Below are 17,102 nucleotides of genomic sequence, written 5' to 3'. Positions count from 1 at the left end.
GTCAGGGGCGGCGCAGGCCGATCTGGTCCAGCGCCGCCTCCAGCGCCGTCATCGGGCGACGCTCGGCCACCAGCGCGTCGAACCGCGCGCGCAGGGCGGCCTTTTCGGCGCCCTTGCAGTCGTTCCACGGCCGCCCCTGCAGCGCCATGTGCAGCACGTAATATCCGATGAAATGCGGACGCTCTCCGGCGTCCATCAGGGCGCGATAGGCCGCGTCCGCCCCCATCGCCCGCAGCGCCGCCGCGTCCGGCACGCCGGCCGCGATCAGCGCCTGCGCGGTGGCCGGGCCGATGTTGCGGATGGTGGTCAGGTCGCTCTCCATCCCGTGCCTTTCCAAAAGTCCGCATTTCCTGTATCGCTGCGCGACCTTCAGGAACAGGCATGACATGACCGCCCATAACCCGGCCGCAAAGAAACTGTTCATCAAGACCTACGGGTGCCAGATGAACGTCTATGACAGCCAGCGCATGGCCGAGGCGATGGGCGCCGAGGGCTATGTCCTGACCGAGGATCAGTCGGACGCCGACATGGTCCTGCTGAACACTTGCCACATCCGCGAGAAGGCGGCCGAAAAGCTGTACAGCGACCTGGGCCGGCTGAAGCCCCTGAAGGCCGCGCGCCCCGACCTGAAGGTCGGTGTCGCGGGCTGCGTGGCCCAGGCCGAGGGGGGCGAGATCATCCGCCGGATGCCGCTGGTCGATCTGGTCGTCGGGCCGCAGACCTATCACCGCCTGCCCGCCATGGTGCGCGGCGAGGCGCCCGCCATCGACACCGATTTCCCCGAGGAAGACAAGTTCGACCACCTGCCCGCCCCCCGCGCGACCCGTCGCGCGCCCGCGGCCTTCCTGACCGTGCAGGAGGGCTGCGACAAGTTCTGCGCCTTCTGCGTGGTGCCCTATACCCGCGGCGCCGAGGTCAGCCGCCCCGCCGAACGCATCCTGGCCGAGGCCCGCGACCTGGTCGGACGCGGCGTGTGCGAGATCACCCTGCTGGGCCAGAACGTCAACGGCTGGCATGGGGGTCCGGGCGGTTTCGGTGCCCTGATCCGCGCCTTGGGCGAGATCGACGGGCTGCTGCGGATCCGCTATACCACCAGCCATCCCAACGACATGGCCGATGACCTGATCGAGGCGCATCGCGATGTGCCCCAGCTGATGCCCTATCTGCACCTGCCCGTGCAGTCGGGCAGCGACCGCATCCTCAAGGCGATGAACCGCAAGCACACGTCGGACCAGTACCTGCGCCTGATCGACCGCATCCGCGCGGCGCGTCCTGACATCCTGCTGACCAGCGACTTCATCGTCGGCTTTCCCGGAGAGACGGACCAGGATCACGCCGACACCCTGCGCCTGATCGAGCAGGTGGGATTCGGCATGGCCTACAGCTTCAAGTATTCGCCGCGTCCGGGCACCCCCGCCTATGACCGCCCCGAGGTCGACGCCGCCCTGGCCGACGCCCGCCTGCAGGAGTTGCAGGCCCTGCTGACCCGTCAGCAGCATGCGGTGCAGGACGGCATGATCGGTCGCACGGTCAACGTGCTGTTCGAGAAGGCGGGCCGCGAGGCGGGCCAGATGATCGGCAAGTCCGACTATCTGCATTCCGTCTTCGTCGACACCGACCGCGCCCAGGTCGGTGACCTGCGCCCCGTGCGCATCATCGGCAGCCAGCGCAACTCACTGCATGGGGAACTGGTCGCATAGCCCGGCGGCGGGGCGGCCCGTTCGGGTCTGTGACCGGGTCATCCGCCGGGTCCGGACCGGCCTGCCGCCACACGCGACATGCGGAACGGCCCCGGACCAAGGTCATGAACCAGGCGGCAGGTTTGTGCCCATGCCGCCACCGTCGTCGGAACGGCAGCATCCGTGATGACGCGGCACTTCTGCATCGCTCCTTCATTGCTGCCAGCGCTGCGCCCCGCACCGCCCGCGACCAGGGCCGGCGCGCTGCTAGCGCCAACGCGCGGCCGTGACAAGCGTCCTGATGGATCCCCGCGGCACGATTGACGGCGTCCCTCCGCTGCTCCGCATCGCGCGGGGTTTGATCAGGATCAAGGCGCCGCCCGCTCCGCACCGCTACGATGGCTTATCCGCAACAGGAGGCGATCATGGCCTACAAGACGATCCTGACAGTCCTCAGCCACCCGTCCCAGGTGCCGCAGCTGGACGATGCCGCGGCGCTTGCCGCGGCGCAGGACGCGCATCTGGACATCCTCTGCCTGGGCATCGACCACAGCCAGGCCGGGTACTTCTTTCCCGGCGGCACGTCCTATGGATGGCAGGAGGCGATCGACAGCGCGCTGACCGATGCCAATGCGCTGGACCGCAAGGTGCGCGACCGCATGGCCGCGTCCCACGACCTGCGCTGGTCCTGCGAGGCCGCGGTGACCCAGTCCCTGGGCATCGCATCGCTGGTGGGCCTGCGGGCGCGGTTCTCGGACCTGGCGATCCTGGCAAGCCCCTATGCCAAGGGCCAGCCCGGCGACGCCGAACTGATCACCGAGGCCGCGCTGTTCGAGGGGGCCTGCCCCGTCCTGGTCCTCCCGCAGGGCTGCGAGCCGGCTGCCGCGCCGCGCCGCATCCTGGTCGCGTGGAACCAGTCCGCCGAGGCCCTGGCCGCCATCCGCCGCGCCCTGCCCCTGCTGCGCGCCGCCGAGATGGTCGAGGTGACCTGCATCGATCCGCGCAGCAGCGGGCCGGAACGCTCCGATCCGGGGGGCGCGCTGACGCAGATGCTGACGCGGCACGGCGTCCACGCCCAGATCGCGGTGCTGGCCCGCACCGCCCCCCGCATCAGCGACGAGATCAACCGCCGCGCGATAGAGGTCGATGCCGACATGGTGGTGATGGGCGCCTATGGCCATTCCCGCCTGCGCGAGGCGATCCTGGGCGGTGCGACGCGCAACATGCTGGAACAGGCACGCGTGCCAGTCTTCCTGGCGCGTTGAAGGCGTACGCCGCCTTGCGGGGATGCGCGCAGGGGGGTGCGGGGGGACGGCCAGTCCCCCCGCCGTCGCGGGACGCAAGTCAGACGCCGCGCCGGTTGCCCCACAGCAGGACATGCAGCTGCGGCAGCAGACGGGGCCGGAACCAGCCGTCTGCCATAACCTTGTCGACCAACCACAGCAGCCGGTCCGCGACATCCTGCGCCGCGACGGGCACGTCCGGGTCGACCTCCGGGTTCCCCGGCTGCAGGACCAAGTCCAGGTCCGGATACCGCCCCGCCCAATCGCGCGCCCAGGCATAATCGGCATCGTCGAAGACGACGATCTTCAGCACCGTCCGCGTGCCCGGCGCCGCCGCCAGGCAGGCTTCGAAGGCCGCCGGGTCCGGCGTCTCGCCGCTGGAGGGCGGCTTGGGGCTCAGCACCAGCAGCGTCAGGTCCGCGAACCAGTCGCGCGCCACCGATCCCTGCGTCTCCAGTGCGAAGCCGTAGCCCTCGGCCCGGCCCGTCGCGATCAGCGGCCCAAAGTCCTGGATGGCCGGATTGCCGCCGGAAATGGACACCGTCAACGGCCGCCCGCCCGACAGCGCGCGCACCTGCGCCCAGACCTCGGCCGTCTGCATCGCCGCCCAGCTGTCGCGAAAGGCGCTGTCCACCGCATGCATCGAATCGCACCACGAACAGCGGTAATCGCACCCCCCTGCCCGGACAAAGACCGTGGGCTGTCCGATCAGGGCGCCCTCCCCCTGGATGGTGGGGCCAAAGATTTCCGCGATGCGCAGGGGTTTCATGGCCGGTACTCGGCCCAGGTCTTGGGCGTCTCGCTGACCTTGACGGCGCTGGTCTCGGGCCAGCGTGCCCGGCACCAGTCGAAGAAATGCCGCGCAAGGTTCTCGGCGGTCGAGGGCACGTCCAGCACGTCGTTCAGGTGCCGGTGGTCGAACGTCCCGTCGACATATTCCTTCAGCGGCGCCAGTTCGTGGTAATCGCGCACGAAGCCGTCGGGATTCAGATCCGGCGCCGCCAATTCGACCACGACGATATAGTTGTGCCCGTGCAGCCGCGCGCATTGATGATCGGGCGCCAGATGGTCCAGGCGGTGCGACGCGCTGAAATGGAACTCCTTGCTGATGCGGAACATCACGCACCCCCCACGGCATGTGCGGCCACCGCCGCCTGCCAGAAATCGGCATCGTCGTATTCGGTCGGATCGGCAACGCCCGCCAGGTGGAACGCCTCGCGCCGCTCCACGCAGGTGCCGCAGCGTCCGCAATGGCGCGCCCCGCCCTTGTAGCAGGACCAGGTCTGCGCAAAGGGCGTGCCCGCGGCCGCGCCCGCCGTCACGATGTCGGCCTTGGTGCGGTGAACGAAGGGCACGTCCAGCGCGACATCGGCATACCCCTCCAGCGCCGCGCGCTGCATGGCGGCGAAGGCGTCCGTGAAACCTGGCCGGCAATCGGGATAGATGAAGTGATCGCCCCCGTGGACCGCGGCCGCCACCGCCGAATCGCCAGTGGCTGCAGCGATGCCGAAGGCCACGGTCAGCATGATCGCGTTGCGGTTGGGAACCACAGTCACGCGCATCGTCTCTTCGGCATAATGGCCGTCGGGCACGGCCAGATCGTCGGTCAGCGCCGATCCCGACAGCGCCGCGCCCAAGCCCGACAGGTCGACCAGGTGGAACGGCACGCCCAGCCGCAGGGCGCAGGCGCGGGCAAAGTCCAGTTCCTTGCGATGGCGCTGGCCGTAATCAAAGCTGACGATGCGCGACAGGCGCCCCTGGGACGCAAGGACATGGGCAAGCGAGACGGAATCCAGCCCGCCCGAGCAGACAAGTGCAGTGTGCATGTTTGAACCCTTGTTTTTGTGACCCGGGTAGGCTGCGACCGGGAAGCTGCCGCTTAACAGAGCGAGCACACGATGAAAAGCACCGCCCTCAGGCGGTCGCCCCGTCGTCGCCCGTCCCGCCCGATTCGGCGATCAGCCGGGCGTAATCGGTCAGGGTGACGCCACGCTTGCCCACGATCTCGATGATGCCGTCGCGGCGCAGGGCGGTCATCTGGCGGCTGACCGTCTCGATTGTCAGGCCCAGATAGGCGGCCATCGCCTCGCGCGTCAAAGGCAGCTCCAGCACGATGCGGCCCGCCGGGCGGCGCTTCTGCGAGGCCGCCTGCCGCCGTGCGATGATGGCGATGAACGAGGCGATCTTCTCGCGTGCCGTCTTGCGGCCCAGAAGCAGCATCCATTCGCGCGCCGCGTCCAGCTCATCCAGGGTCATCTCCAGCAGGCGGTGTGCCAGATGCGGGATGCGCTGCATCAGCTGGTCGAACGGCCCGCGCCGGAAACAGCACAGCACCACCCCCGTCGCGGCGGTGGCGTTGTAGGCGGCCGTGTCGCGCCCCGGCCGGCCCAGGAAATCGCTGGGCAGCAGCAGGCCCACCATCTGGGCGCGCCCGTCCTCCAGCGTCCGGGTCAGCGTCGCCACCCCGCTGACGACCGAGGCCACGAAATCCATCCGGTCGCCCTCCCAGACGATCGGCTGGCCGGCCTCGAAGCTGCGATAGAACTTCATCCGTTCCAGCAGGGCCAGCTCGTCGCCCTCGCATTGCGCACAGACGGCGCGATAGCGGATGGGGCAGTCGCCGCAGCGCGCACCGCCTTGCAGGGGGCTTGACGGTTGAACCTGGGTCGGAACGGGGGCGCGCATGGTGATCGCAGGATAGGCCCATGGGGTGCGCGGCGCAACGACAGGCGAACCGAATCGTTCGCCTGCCACCAAGCGCCGGCCGAAGCGACGCTTGGGGTCAGTGCGCCTCGGCCCAGTTCATTCCCTGCCCCGCATCCACGACCAGGGGCACCGACAGCCGCACCGACGGTTCGGGCGCGGCCTCCATGATGGTCCGGGCGCGGGCGATCAGATCGTCCACCGCATCCTCGCGCACCTCGAAGACCAGTTCGTCATGCACCTGCAGCAGCATCCGCGCGGGCAGGTCGGCAATGGCGTCCGGCATGCGGATCATCGCGCGGCGAATGATATCGGCCGCAGCCCCCTGGATCGGCGCGTTGATCGCCGCGCGACGCGCGCCCCCGGCGGCAGGCCCCGAGGTGTTGATGCCCGGCGTGTTGATCCGCCGCCCGAACAGCGTGGTGACGTAACCGTCCTGCTTCGCGTCGGCGACGGTCTTGTCCATATAGGCGCGGATCTCGGGGAAGCGTTCGAAATAGGTGTCGATGAAGCTCTGCGCCTCGGCCCGCGGGATGCGCAGGTTCCTGGACAGCCCGAACCCCGAGATGCCGTAGATCACGCCGAAATTGATCGCCTTGGCCCGCCTGCGGATCATCGGGTCCATCCCCTCGACGGGGACGCCGAACATCTGGCTGGCGGTCATGGCGTGGATGTCGATCCCCTCGCGGAAGGCTTGCTTCAGCGCCGGGATGTCGGCCACATGCGCCAGGATCCGCAGCTCGATCTGGCTGTAGTCCAGGGCCACCAGCTTGTATCCGTCCGGCGCGATGAAGGCCTGACGGATGCGGCGGCCTTCTTCCGTGCGGATCGGGATGTTCTGCAGGTTCGGCTCGGTCGAGGACAGGCGCCCCGTCTGCGCCCCGGTGATCGAATAGCTGGTATGGACCCGCCCCGTTTCCGCGTTCACATAGGTGGGCAGCGCGTCGGTATAGGTCGATTTCAACTTGCTGATCTGGCGCCAGTCCAGCACCCGCGCGGGCAGATCGTGGCCTTCGGCGGCCAGATCCTCCAGCACGTCGGCGCTGGTGGAAAACGCCCCGGTCTTGCCCTGCTTGCCGCCGCTCAGTCCCATCTTGTCGAACAGGATCTCGCCCAGCTGCTTGGGGCTGCCGATGTTGAAGCTCTGCCCCGCCAGCCCGTGGATCTCATCCTCCAGCCCGGCCATCTTCTGCGCGAAGGCGTTCGACATGCGCTTCAGCACATCCGTGTCGATGCGGATGCCCGCCATCTCCATCTGGGCCAGGACCGGGATCATCGGCCGTTCCAGCGTGTGATAGACGGTCGAGACCTTCTCGACCGGCAGCATCGGCAGGAAATGCTGGAACAGGCGCAGCGTCACGTCGGCATCCTCGGCCGCATAGGGCGCGGCCTTGTCGATGGCGACCTGGCCGAAATGCAGCTGCGCCTTGCCCGACCCGATCAGCTCCTTGATGGGGATGCACTTGTGGCCCAGATAGCGCTCGGCCAGCTCGTCCATGCCGTGATTGTGCGTGCCCGCGTTCAGCGCATAGGACATCAGCATCGTGTCGGCGATCGGGGCCATCCGGACCCCGTGGCGGGCCAGCATCTTCCAGTCGTATTTCAGGTTCTGCCCGATCTTCAGGATCGCGGCATCCTCCAGCACCGGCTTCAGCGCGGCCAGGACGGCGGCGGGGTCCAGCTGCCCCGCCACCCGCGCGGACTGGCCGAACAGATCGTCGCCCCCCGCGACATGGCCCAGGGGGATGTAACACGCCCGCCCCGGCGCGACCGCCAGGCTGATGCCGACCAGATCGGCCTGCATCTCATCCAGGCTCGTGGTTTCCGTGTCGATTGCGACCTGCCCCGCCTCGCGGATCGCGGCGATCCAGGCGTCCAGCGCCTCGGGCGTGGTCACCGTCTCATAGCCGCCGGTGTCGATGGCGGGTTGATCGGGGGCCGCGGGCGCCTCGCTGGCGGGGGCCGCCTGCACGGCCGGGGCCTCGGCGCCCAGGGATTCCGCCACGCGGTTCGTCAGCGTGCGGAACTCCATCTCGGACAGGAAGGCCAGCAGGCGGTCGGCATCGGGGGCCTTCACCTCAAGGGACTCCAGCGTCACGTCCAGCGGCGTGTCGCAATCCAGTTGCACCAGGCGCTTGCTGACGCGGATCTGGTCTGCATGCTCGATCAGGGTCTGGCGGCGCTTGGGCTGCTTGATCTCCTCGGCGCGCGACAGCAGCGTCTCCAGATCGCCGTATTCCTGGATCAGCAGGGCCGCGGTCTTGATGCCGATGCCCGGCGCGCCCGGCACGTTGTCGACCGCATCGCCCGCCAGCGCCTGCACGTCCACGACGCGGTCGGGACCGACGCCGAACTTCTCGAAGACCTCGTCGGGGCCGATCAGCTTGTTCTTGATCGGGTCCAGCATGTCGACGCCATCGCCGATCAGCTGCATCAGGTCCTTGTCGCTGCTGATGATCGTGGCCGTGCCGCCGGCATTGCGCGCCGCGCAGGCCATGGCCGCGATGATGTCGTCGGCCTCATAGCCCTCGGTCTCGATGCAGGCGATGTTGAAGGCGCGGGTCGCGTCGCGGGTCAGCGGGAATTGCGGGCGCAGGTCCTCGGGCGGTTCGGGGCGCTGCGCCTTGTAGGCGGGATAGATCTCGTTGCGGAAGGTCTTGGAGGAATGATCGAAGATCACCGCCGCATGGGTCGGCGCGGTATGCCCGTCATCGGTCTGCACATAGCGCCACAGCATGTTGCAGAACCCCGCGACCGCGCCCACCGGCAGCCCGTCCGACTTGCGCGTCAGGGGCGGCAGCGCGTGATAGGCGCGAAAGATGAAGGCCGATCCGTCGATCAGATGCAGATGACAGCCCTTGCCGAAACGCTCGCCCATGATCACCTATCCTTGCTGGTCAGGGCCGCCTTGTGCCACGACCGGGACCGATCTTCCAGCGCGATGCCCCCAGGAAACCGTCATGCCCAAGATGCGCCGCAAATCCGACCTGCCGACCAAGATCTGCGCGGCCTGCGGCCTGCCCTTCACCTGGCGCAAGAAATGGGAACGCGATTGGGACAATGTCCGCTACTGCTCGGACCGCTGCCGGGGCAAGGGCAAGACCCGCGGGGACGCGCCGGGCGGCAAGGCCGCCCCGGTTTGACGGCCCCCTCGATGGGGGGCGGCAAACCGACGCGGGTCGGGACGATCCCAGGCGGGTCAGTGGTCGTCGTGGGCGTGATCGCGGTCGATCACGAAGCGCTTGTCGCAATAACCGCAATCGACAAACCCCATGTCCGGGCTGATCGCCAGCCAGACGCGCGGATGGCCCAGGCCAGCTGCATCATCGCCGTCGCAGCTGACGCGCCAGCGGGTCACCACCTCGGTCACGGGGGCGGGGCGGGTCGTGGCCTCTGGCCCGGTTTCGGTCGACAGGGGGGTCTCGGGCGTCACGTGCTGCGTCATGGCTGGCCTTCTTGTGGCGGCGTGCATCATCTGGTCTAACCCCATTAGCGCAGCGCCGCCTGCCTTCGCAAGCTCTGCAAGGATCACCCCATGCCCGACGCCATCCAGATCACCGGTCTTCGCAAGACCTATGCCGCCCAAGGCAACGCCCCGGCCAAGGACGCGCTCAAGGGCGTCGACCTGACCATCCGCGCCGGCAGCATCTTCGGCCTTCTGGGCCCCAACGGCGCGGGCAAGTCGACGATGATCAACATCCTGGCGGGGCTGGTGAACAAGACCGCCGGAAAGGTTTCCATCTGGGGGTTCGACCAAGACGTGAACCCGCGCCAGTCGCGCGCCGCCATCGGGGTCATGCCCCAGGAACTGAACATGGACCCGTTCTTTTCCCCTCGCGCCAGCCTGGAGGTCCAGGCGGGCCTTTACGGCGTGCCGAAATCCGAACGCTGGACCGATGAGCTGCTGGCACTGGTGGGCCTGACCGACCAGGCCAACGCCTATGCCAGGAACCTGTCAGGCGGCATGAAGCGGCGGCTTCTGCTGGCCAAGGCGCTGGTCCATCGCCCGCACATCCTGGTCCTGGACGAACCCACGGCGGGCGTCGACATCACCCTGCGCGAGATGCTGTGGAAGAATGTCCGCCGCCTGAACGAACAGGGAATGACCATCATCCTGACCACCCATTACCTGGAGGAGGCCGAACAGATGTGCGACGAGATCGCCATCATCAATCACGGCCAGGTGGTGGTGCGCCAATCGACCCAGGACCTGCTGTCGCGCACCGACGGCAAGACGCTGGTGCTGGACACGGGCGGCGCGGTCCCGCACCCGCCCCTGCCCGCGGGCGCGCGCCCAGAGACGCGGCCCGACGGGCGGCTGGCGATCACCTATCCTCCGTCGCGGCTGCGCGCCGACCAGATCCTGGACGCGGTGCGCGCCGCGGGCGTGCCCATCCTGGACGTCGCCGCCGAACAGCCCGACCTGGAGGACGTCTTCGTCGAACTGACCCGCGACTAGATCAGCCGCGCGCCCCGATCATCGGCCCCATGATCGACCCGCCCATGATGTGCAGGTGGAAATGGGGCACCTCCTGCACGCCGTCATGGCCGGCATTGGTGATGGCGCGGAACCCGTTGCCCCGATCCAGGCCCACCCCCTCCAGCGCGCAGACCTGGGCGCACAGCCGCATGAAGCCCGCGATCTCGGCCTCGGACGCGTTGGCCGCGAAATCGTCGAAGGCGACATAGCGGCCCTTTGGGATCACCAGGACATGGCTGGGCGCCTTGGGCGCGATGTCACGGAACGCCAGGGCGTGATCATTCTCGGCCACGGTGTCGTTGGGGATCTCTCCGCGCAGGATGCGGGCAAAGATGTTGCTGTCGTCATAGGCCATGAATGTCTTCCTTCAGTCGGCAAAAAGATGCGGCGTCTCCGCCAGGGCGCGGGCCTGCGGCTCGGGCACCCCAAGGAACGCGGCCAGCGCCGCGGCGTTGCGATCGGGCCCTGCGGATTCCGAAATGGTCGCCAGATGGCGGAACCCCGCCTCCCTGAGGCGGTCCGCCTCGTGCTGCAGGTCGTTGCGCACGATGGGCAGCAGGCGGTGGACGATGTCGGACGGGGCGTCCGGGCTGACCAGGCCGACCCTGCCCATATGGCCGCGGACGTAATCGTCGTCGAACCGGCTGTCCACGAACAGCACCCGTGTCTGCGCCCGGTCGGCGTCGAAATCGGCGATCAGGCTGACCGCCGACGGATCGACGCAGAACACCAGCCGGTCGCTGCCGAACTGCTCAAACATCAGCTTGACCAGCGCGCGGCGGTGACGCTCGCGCTTGTCCACGGTCGATGCCACGCCGCCCATGTCCGGCAGGTGCGCGTCCTGTTCGTTGAACACGTAATCGACCGCAGGAATGTCCGTAGCGGCGCGGATGGCCGCCGTCAGCCGCTTGGCGACGTGCCATTTCTTGGCCACCACGATCTGGACCACGCGTTCGGCGCCCAGGCTGCCGTCCGTCTCCCAGAACCGCGGGGCAAAGCGGCGCCCGATGCGCCCGCGGCCGGTCAGAAAGCTGAACAGCCGCCGCCCCTCGGCCGAGATGGTGAAGTCCTGCCCCGTGGCCTGCCACAGCGCGCCAAGCCGGGCGCGCAGCTCCTGCGCCTCGGGGCTGATCTTGCGGGCGAACAGGTAATCCTGGCGCAGCAGCAGGTCGTAATGGTCGTTGTGGAAATTGATCGGCATCCCGTAATCGCTGAAGATCAGGAAGGTCAGCGTGCGGGTGCGGATCTGCTGGCGCGGCACGACATGGGCCACCAGGGTCTGAAAGAACGTCTCGTCCGGGATCCAGGTGGTGCTGAAGAAGCGCACGATCTCGGGGCGCGCGCGGATCAGGTCCAGGATCGCCTCGACCGTCTGGCGGCGCAGGCACCACCATTGCGACCCGATCATCACCTGCAGGTCGTCGGGCACCCGCCGCGTCAGCCCAAGCCGCTGCTGCAGCTGCAGGCTGGCATAGAATAGCGCCTTGTGGCTGCGTTCGTTGAACCAGTGGCGATAGATCAGCCGCTCCTTGCGCAGGCCGGTCTTGATCCAGTCGCTGTTGAAGAAGTCAAAGCTTTCGATGTAGTCGCAATCTTCGGCATCCAGATAATTGTACGCGAATTCCGCCGACTTGATCGGCATGCAGTCGCCCGACAGCATGTAGAAATGCGTGGCCTGGGGAAACGCCGTCTCGGCCGCGCGCAGAGCCTCCAGGGTGGCGGCGACCAGCGACCATTCCCCCCATCCGCATCTGCGCCGACGCGCCGCAAAGGTCACGCGGGGATGGTCGTCCAGCGCATCGCGGATCTGCTGGAACATCGCCCGCGGGGCACGCTTGTCGAAATGGATCGACACGTAATCCCCCGTCGCCGTCAGACGCCGCGCCTGATCGATCACACCCTGCGGGTCCTTGTGCATCAGCAGGATGAAGGCGATGCGTGCCATGCGCTGGACGGTCCCCCGGGGCCAAATAGGTGCAGTTTGACGTAAGGCGTTGAATATGTCTGCGGGTTTTGGTTTGAATGTGTAACCTTTTTTGTCGGTGGGACAAGCAGGACGGCCCGACGCCAGGGCCTCTGACCCGTTGATCGCAAGCGAAGTGGATGTCACGATGGGTTTCCCCGGTGTCTGGATGACGGAAAGCGAAAGCCTGATCTATCGGGTGGTGCCGAAATGCGCCTGCTCGACGATCGGCCAGATCATGTTCCATTCCGACCACGGCCGCTTCTTCGACGGGGACATCCACGATTCGACCGACGGGCTGCACAAATGGGCCCAGGACCACAGCCACGATCCGATCGAACGGGCGGTCCGGGCGCGTTCGGGCGTGACCTTCACCTGCGTGCGCAACCCCTATGCCCGGCTGCTGTCGTCGTTCTTCGACAAGATCGCGGGCATCCAGCGCAACGGCCGCCGCTATCGCGGCAACCTGGTCCCGCAGCTGGTGCAACGTTACGGCATCGACGTGGGCAGCCCCGACAACGGATTCGAATTCGACCAGATCGCCAGCTTTCGCCGCTTTCTGCTGTTCGCGCGCGACACCGTCCGGTTCCGCAAGCCGATGGAGCCCGATATCCACTGGTCTGCCATGTCGGGCCACATCTCGACCTTCATCGTGAATGGCGGGCGCTACGACCAGATCTTCTTCACCGAGGCGTTCAACGAGGGCATGGCAAAGGTGCTGGCCGCCGCCGACACCAAGGTCGCGATCGACCTGGACCAGGTGCCCCGGTTCAACGAATCCGAAGGCCACGGCCCCAAGCGCGCGCACAAGGTCAGCGATTATTTCGACGACCTGTCGCGGCACCTGATCTGGGAGATCTACAAGGACGACTTCCGGCTGTTCCGCTACGATTTCGACGATCCGGACAACAAGATGCCCCTGGGCGAGGTCGACCTGGACGAGGTGCACGCCAAGCTGGGCCGCTGATCCGCCACCCGGCCATGAAAAACGGCGCCTCCCTTTCGGGGGCGCCGCAAATCCTGCCGCACCGGGGCGCGGCCAAAAGCGTGGATCAGACCGCGCCCTTGATGAAGGTCACCGCGTCGCCGACGGTCTGGATGGTTTCGGCGGCATCGTCGGGGATCTCGATCCCGAACTCTTCCTCGAACGCCATGACCAGCTCGACGGTGTCGAGGCTGTCGGCACCCAGGTCGTCGATGAACGAAGCGGATTCGACCACCTTGTCCTCGTCGACACCCAGATGCTCGACCACGATCTTCTTCACGCGATCAGCGATATCGCTCATGTCATATCCTCATTCTCGCGGGCATCCGCCCAAGTTTTGCACGGACACGCGGTCCGGTTCAGCACAGGGCGGTTCCCCTGCTGCTAAAGGCGGGGATATAGCACCCATGAACCCTCATGCAACCGATTTCGCACGGTTTCGTGCGCGCAATCCCGGCCGCGGACGCCGGGTCAGACCATCGCCATGCCGCCGTTGACGTGCAGCGTGGCCCCCGTGACATAGCTGGCCTCGGGGCTGGACAGGTACAGGACCGCGGCGGCGATCTCCTCGGCGCTGCCCATGCGGCCGGCGGGGATCTGCGTCAGGATCTTGCCCTTCTGGTCGTCGGTCAGCTTGTCGGTCATCGGCGTCTCGATAAAGCCGGGCGCCACGCAGTTCACCGTGATCCCGCGGCTGGCGACCTCGTAGGCCAGCGATTTCGACATGCCGACCACACCCGCCTTGGCGGCGGCATAGTTGCCCTGCCCCGGATTGCCCGTGGCCCCCACGACCGAGGTGATGTTGACGATCCGCCCCCACCGCGCCTTCATCATGCCGCGCAGCACCGCGCGCGACAGCTTGAAGGTGCTGGTCAGGTTCACGTCCAGCACCTGCGCCCATTCGTCATCCGACATGCGCATGAACAGGTTGTCGCGGGTGATGCCGGCATTGTTGACTAGGATGTCGATCGACCCCATCGCCTCGGCCGCGGCCTTCGGCAGCGCCAGGACCGATTCCGCATCGCCCAGGTTCGCGGTCACGACATGCGCCCGCTCGCCCAACCTGTCGGCCAGCGCGCGCAGCGGCGCCTCGCGCGTCCCGGACAGCGCCACCGTGGCCCCCGCCCCATGCAGCGCCTCGGCGATCGCGCCGCCGATCCCGCCCGACGCGCCCGTCACCAGCGCGGTCTTTCCCGTCAGATCGAACATCCCAAGCCTCTTCTTCTTTGTCCAAATACCCCCGGGGTCCGGGGCGGCGCCCCGGTCCGCCGGTCAGCCCTTCAGCGCCGCCACATCGGCAGGAGTGCCCACGTTGCGCACCGTCACGTCCTTGGCGATCCGCTTGATCATTCCCGACAGGGCCTTGCCCGCGCCGATCTCCCAGAACTCGGTGACGCCGCCCTCGGCCATCGTGGCGATCGACTCGCGCCAGCGCACGGTCCCGGTCACCTGCTCGACCAGCAGGCGGCGGATGGCGCCGGGCTCGGTCACGGCCTCGGCGCGCACGTTGGCGATCAACGGCACGGCGGGGGGCTGGATGTCCACGCCCGCCAGCGCATCGGCCATGACCGCCGCGGCGGGCTGCATCAGCACCGAATGGAACGGCGCCGACACCGGCAGCATCAGCGCCCGCTTGGCGCCCGCAGCCTTCATCGCCTCGGCCGCGGCCTCGACCGCCCCCTTGTGCCCCGAGATCACGACCTGCGCAGGGTCGTTGTCATTGGCGGCCTGCACGACCTCGTCGCCCCCGATCTCGCGGCAGATGCGGTCGACGGTCTCGAAGTCCAGGCCCAGGATCGCGGCCATCGCGCCGACGCCCACCGGCACGGCCTCCTGCATGGCCTGACCGCGCAGGCGCAGCAGATGCGCGGTGTCGGCCAGCGTCAGCGATCCGGCCGCGCACAGCGCCGAATACTCGCCCAGTGAATGGCCCGCGACGAAATCGGCATTCGCGATGGTCAGGCCCTCGGCCTCCATCGCGCGGAACGCCGCGATCGACGTGGCCATCAGGGCGGGCTGGGCGTTCTGCGTCAGGGTCAGGGTGTCGGCGTCCCCCTCCCAGATCAGCGCGGACAGGCTCTCGCCCAGGGCCTCGTCCACCTCGTCGAAGACGGCGCGCGCCGCCGGATAGGCCTCGGCCAGTTCGCGGCCCATGCCGATGGTCTGGGCGCCTTGCCCCGGAAACACGAATGCCCGCATGGCGGTCCCCCCTGTGATCATTGCGTTGCAGATGGGCATAGCCGTTGGCGACGCAAAGAAAAAGGGGCCACCGGGGGCCCCTTTTCAAACGTCAGGGTCGGTGGACCCGATCAGCCGACCAGTTCCAGGCCCGAGAAGAAGAACGCGATCTCTTCCTTGGCGGTGTCGGCGGCGTCCGAACCGTGGACCGAGTTCTCGCCCATGGACAGCGCGAATTCCTTGCGGATGGTGCCCTCGTCGGCGTTGGCCGGGTTGGTGGCGCCCATCACTTCGCGGTTCTTGGCAATGGCGTTCTCGCCTTCCAGGACCTGCACGACGACCGGCTCGGAGGCCATGAACTCGACCAGCTCGCCATAGAAGGGACGGTCCTTGTGGACCTCGTAGAACTTGCCGGCCTGGGCGGGCGACAGGTGGATGCGCTTGGACGCGACGATGCGCAGGCCGGCCTCCTCGAACTTGGCGGCGATCTTGCCGGTCAGGTTGCGGCGGGTCGCGTCGGGCTTGATGATCGAGAGGGTGCGTTCGATGGCCATGGTCTTCACCTTGTCTGATGCGCGGGCCGGGCCCGCATGAAAGGAAATCCGCGCCCGGTTAGCAGGCTTGTCCGCCCCCGGCAAGGCGCGCGCGCAGGGCGGAACCCCCGGCGGCATCGGCGCCTTGTCCCCGTGCACCCTGCAGGAGACCCCATGACGCAGCTTTCCCCGGCCCCCGCGCCCGCCCCGCCGACGGCCCGGCGATCCCTGACCACCGGCACCATCGTGGCCACGCTGGCGCTGGCCGTGCTGCTGGCGGCGTCCTGGTTCTGGTCGAACCTGCTGCTGATGTCCTTTGCGGCGATCCTGATCGCCATCGCGCTGCGCGCCGGCGCACGGGGGCTGAACCGGCTTTTGGGTCTGAACGTCAAGCTGGGCGTGCTGGTCGTGCTGCTGGGGGTGGTCGCGGTGCTGGCCCTGCTGGTGCGGCTGGCCGGACCGTCCGTCGGGGACCAGTTCGGTCAGCTGGCCGATGCCCTGCCCGGCTCGTGGCAGGCCATCCAGGACTGGGCGTCATCGTGGCCCGTCGCCGACACGGTGATCCAGCGCGGAGAGGCTGCCGCCGGAGAGGACAACGCCATGCAGCTGGCGCAGCGCCTGCCCGACGTGTTCGGCATGGTCCTGGGCGGCCTGAATTCGGTCCTGGGCAGCCTGTCCTCGGCCTTCCTGCTGCTGATCCTGTCGCTCTACATCGCGATGGAGGCGGACCTGTATCGCGGCGGCGCCCTGCGCCTGGTGTCCCTGCCCCGCCGCGCGCGGGCGGCGCAGATCATGGACGAGCTGGGCGAACAGCTGGGCCGCTGGATGGCGGGTCAGGCGCTGGACATGGGCATCGTCGCGGTGCTGGCCGGGATCGGTCTTTACCTGCTGGACGTGCCGCTGGCCTTCATCCTGGCGGTGATCGCGGGCCTGACCAACATCGTGCCGATCATCGGGCCGTTCTTCTCGGGCGCGATCGCGGTGGTCGTGGCGGCGCCGCAGGGGCTGGATACGGCCATCTACGTCGCGCTGCTGTTCACCGTCATCCAGGTCTTCGAGGGCGAGGTGCTGATGCCGATGATCCAGAAATACGCGGTCCAGCTGCCCCCGGCCCTGACCGTGCTGGCCATCGTCGCGGTCGGTGCGCTGTTCGGGCTGGTTGCGGTGATCCTGGCCACGCCGCTGCTGATCGTGGTCATGCATCTTGTCCGCCGCATCTATGTCGAGGACGTCCTGGGCGACCGCATGGACTGAACCCCTGCCGCATCGCGCGGCAGGGCATGCAACTTTTACGTGCG

General features: G+C 67.9%; 19 protein-coding genes. 6 read left to right on the top strand and 13 right to left on the bottom strand.

Going from position 1 to position 17,102, the window contains the following annotated elements; translation table 11 throughout:
- Nucleotide 1 precedes the first annotated feature (1 nt).
- Nucleotides 2-322: a TfoX/Sxy family protein gene (locus PRL19_RS07560; protein ID WP_045981775.1), complete on the bottom strand. Its 321-nt coding sequence runs from the start codon at nucleotides 320-322 to the stop codon at nucleotides 2-4.
- A gap of 64 nt (nucleotides 323-386) precedes the next feature.
- On the opposite strand from PRL19_RS07560, the gene miaB reads away from it, so the two are divergent.
- The gene (gene miaB, locus PRL19_RS07555; protein ID WP_273744406.1) at nucleotides 387-1,700 is read left to right on the top strand and encodes a tRNA (N6-isopentenyl adenosine(37)-C2)-methylthiotransferase MiaB; all 1,314 of its coding nucleotides are present in this window, start codon (nucleotides 387-389) and stop codon (nucleotides 1,698-1,700) included.
- A 404-nt stretch (nucleotides 1,701-2,104) separates the two neighbouring features.
- Complete coding sequence (locus PRL19_RS07550) at nucleotides 2,105-2,944, top strand: universal stress protein (protein ID WP_273744405.1); 840 nt, start codon at nucleotides 2,105-2,107, stop codon at nucleotides 2,942-2,944.
- Between the two features lie 79 nt (nucleotides 2,945-3,023).
- Here PRL19_RS07550 and queE read toward each other — a convergent pair whose 3' ends face one another.
- The 5 genes from queE to polA all read right to left on the bottom strand — a co-directional run bounded on the left by queE (nucleotide 3,024) and on the right by polA (nucleotide 8,543).
- Nucleotides 3,024-3,731: a 7-carboxy-7-deazaguanine synthase QueE gene (queE, locus tag PRL19_RS07545; protein WP_273744404.1), complete on the bottom strand. Its 708-nt coding sequence runs from the start codon at nucleotides 3,729-3,731 to the stop codon at nucleotides 3,024-3,026.
- Entirely contained in the window at nucleotides 3,728-4,081 is a 354-nt protein-coding gene (gene queD / locus PRL19_RS07540) for a 6-carboxytetrahydropterin synthase QueD (protein ID WP_173403574.1), read from the bottom strand. Before queD ends, queE begins: the two co-directional genes overlap by 4 nt.
- Nucleotides 4,081-4,788 (bottom strand): 7-cyano-7-deazaguanine synthase QueC, encoded by a 708-nt coding sequence (gene queC, locus PRL19_RS07535; RefSeq protein WP_273744403.1) that lies wholly within the window; start codon nucleotides 4,786-4,788, stop codon nucleotides 4,081-4,083. The genes queD and queC overlap by 1 nt, the downstream gene beginning before the upstream one ends.
- A gap of 88 nt (nucleotides 4,789-4,876) precedes the next feature.
- The gene (gene fnrL, locus PRL19_RS07530) at nucleotides 4,877-5,647 is read right to left on the bottom strand and encodes a transcriptional regulator FnrL (protein ID WP_045981770.1); all 771 of its coding nucleotides are present in this window, start codon (nucleotides 5,645-5,647) and stop codon (nucleotides 4,877-4,879) included.
- A 97-nt stretch (nucleotides 5,648-5,744) separates the two neighbouring features.
- Nucleotides 5,745-8,543 (bottom strand): DNA polymerase I, encoded by a 2,799-nt coding sequence (polA, locus tag PRL19_RS07525; RefSeq protein ID WP_273744402.1) that lies wholly within the window; start codon nucleotides 8,541-8,543, stop codon nucleotides 5,745-5,747.
- An 82-nt stretch (nucleotides 8,544-8,625) separates the two neighbouring features.
- Between polA and PRL19_RS07520 the strand changes: the two genes are divergently transcribed.
- A complete protein-coding gene (locus PRL19_RS07520) occupies nucleotides 8,626-8,808 on the top strand; it encodes a DUF2256 domain-containing protein (protein WP_042251866.1) in 183 nt (60 codons plus the stop codon).
- A gap of 56 nt (nucleotides 8,809-8,864) precedes the next feature.
- Here PRL19_RS07520 and PRL19_RS07515 read toward each other — a convergent pair whose 3' ends face one another.
- Nucleotides 8,865-9,110, bottom strand: coding sequence for a zinc-finger domain-containing protein (locus tag PRL19_RS07515; protein WP_045981767.1), 246 nt, complete (start codon nucleotides 9,108-9,110; stop codon nucleotides 8,865-8,867).
- Nucleotides 9,111-9,200: 90 nt separating this feature from the next.
- Here PRL19_RS07515 and PRL19_RS07510 point away from each other — a divergent pair, with 90 nt between their 5' ends.
- Nucleotides 9,201-10,124, top strand: coding sequence for an ABC transporter ATP-binding protein (locus PRL19_RS07510; protein WP_045981766.1), 924 nt, complete (start codon nucleotides 9,201-9,203; stop codon nucleotides 10,122-10,124).
- A gap of 1 nt (nucleotide 10,125) precedes the next feature.
- On the opposite strand, the gene PRL19_RS07505 is transcribed toward PRL19_RS07510, so the two are convergent.
- Entirely contained in the window at nucleotides 10,126-10,500 is a 375-nt protein-coding gene (locus PRL19_RS07505) for an HIT domain-containing protein (RefSeq protein WP_045981765.1), read from the bottom strand.
- A gap of 12 nt (nucleotides 10,501-10,512) precedes the next feature.
- Complete coding sequence (locus PRL19_RS07500; protein ID WP_045981764.1) at nucleotides 10,513-12,090, bottom strand: DUF5928 domain-containing protein; 1,578 nt, start codon at nucleotides 12,088-12,090, stop codon at nucleotides 10,513-10,515.
- Nucleotides 12,091-12,256: 166 nt separating this feature from the next.
- Between PRL19_RS07500 and PRL19_RS07495 the strand changes: the two genes are divergently transcribed.
- Nucleotides 12,257-13,075 carry a sulfotransferase family protein gene (locus tag PRL19_RS07495; protein ID WP_045981788.1) on the top strand — a complete coding sequence of 273 codons (819 nt, stop codon included), beginning with the start codon at nucleotides 12,257-12,259 and terminating at the stop codon, nucleotides 13,073-13,075.
- A gap of 85 nt (nucleotides 13,076-13,160) precedes the next feature.
- Here PRL19_RS07495 and PRL19_RS07490 read toward each other — a convergent pair whose 3' ends face one another.
- The 4 genes from PRL19_RS07490 to ndk all read right to left on the bottom strand — a co-directional run bounded on the left by PRL19_RS07490 (nucleotide 13,161) and on the right by ndk (nucleotide 15,825).
- On the bottom strand, nucleotides 13,161-13,394 hold the full coding sequence (locus PRL19_RS07490; RefSeq protein ID WP_042251881.1) for an acyl carrier protein: 234 nt from the start codon (nucleotides 13,392-13,394) through the stop codon (nucleotides 13,161-13,163).
- 170 nt (nucleotides 13,395-13,564) lie between these two features.
- The gene (fabG, locus tag PRL19_RS07485) at nucleotides 13,565-14,302 is read right to left on the bottom strand and encodes a 3-oxoacyl-ACP reductase FabG (protein WP_127897890.1); all 738 of its coding nucleotides are present in this window, start codon (nucleotides 14,300-14,302) and stop codon (nucleotides 13,565-13,567) included.
- 63 nt (nucleotides 14,303-14,365) lie between these two features.
- The gene (fabD, locus tag PRL19_RS07480; RefSeq protein WP_139598494.1) at nucleotides 14,366-15,292 is read right to left on the bottom strand and encodes an ACP S-malonyltransferase; all 927 of its coding nucleotides are present in this window, start codon (nucleotides 15,290-15,292) and stop codon (nucleotides 14,366-14,368) included.
- A 110-nt stretch (nucleotides 15,293-15,402) separates the two neighbouring features.
- A complete protein-coding gene (gene ndk / locus PRL19_RS07475; protein ID WP_045981761.1) occupies nucleotides 15,403-15,825 on the bottom strand; it encodes a nucleoside-diphosphate kinase in 423 nt (140 codons plus the stop codon).
- A 153-nt stretch (nucleotides 15,826-15,978) separates the two neighbouring features.
- Here ndk and PRL19_RS07470 point away from each other — a divergent pair, with 153 nt between their 5' ends.
- Nucleotides 15,979-17,058, top strand: coding sequence for an AI-2E family transporter (locus tag PRL19_RS07470; protein WP_273744401.1), 1,080 nt, complete (start codon nucleotides 15,979-15,981; stop codon nucleotides 17,056-17,058).
- Nucleotides 17,059-17,102: the final 44 nt, after the last annotated feature.

The organism is Paracoccus marcusii (assembly GCF_028621715.1).
Lineage (GTDB): Bacteria > Pseudomonadota > Alphaproteobacteria > Rhodobacterales > Rhodobacteraceae > Paracoccus > Paracoccus marcusii.
The sequence above is the reverse complement of the archived record's forward strand: the minus strand, read 5'-3'. Positions and strand labels throughout refer to the sequence as shown.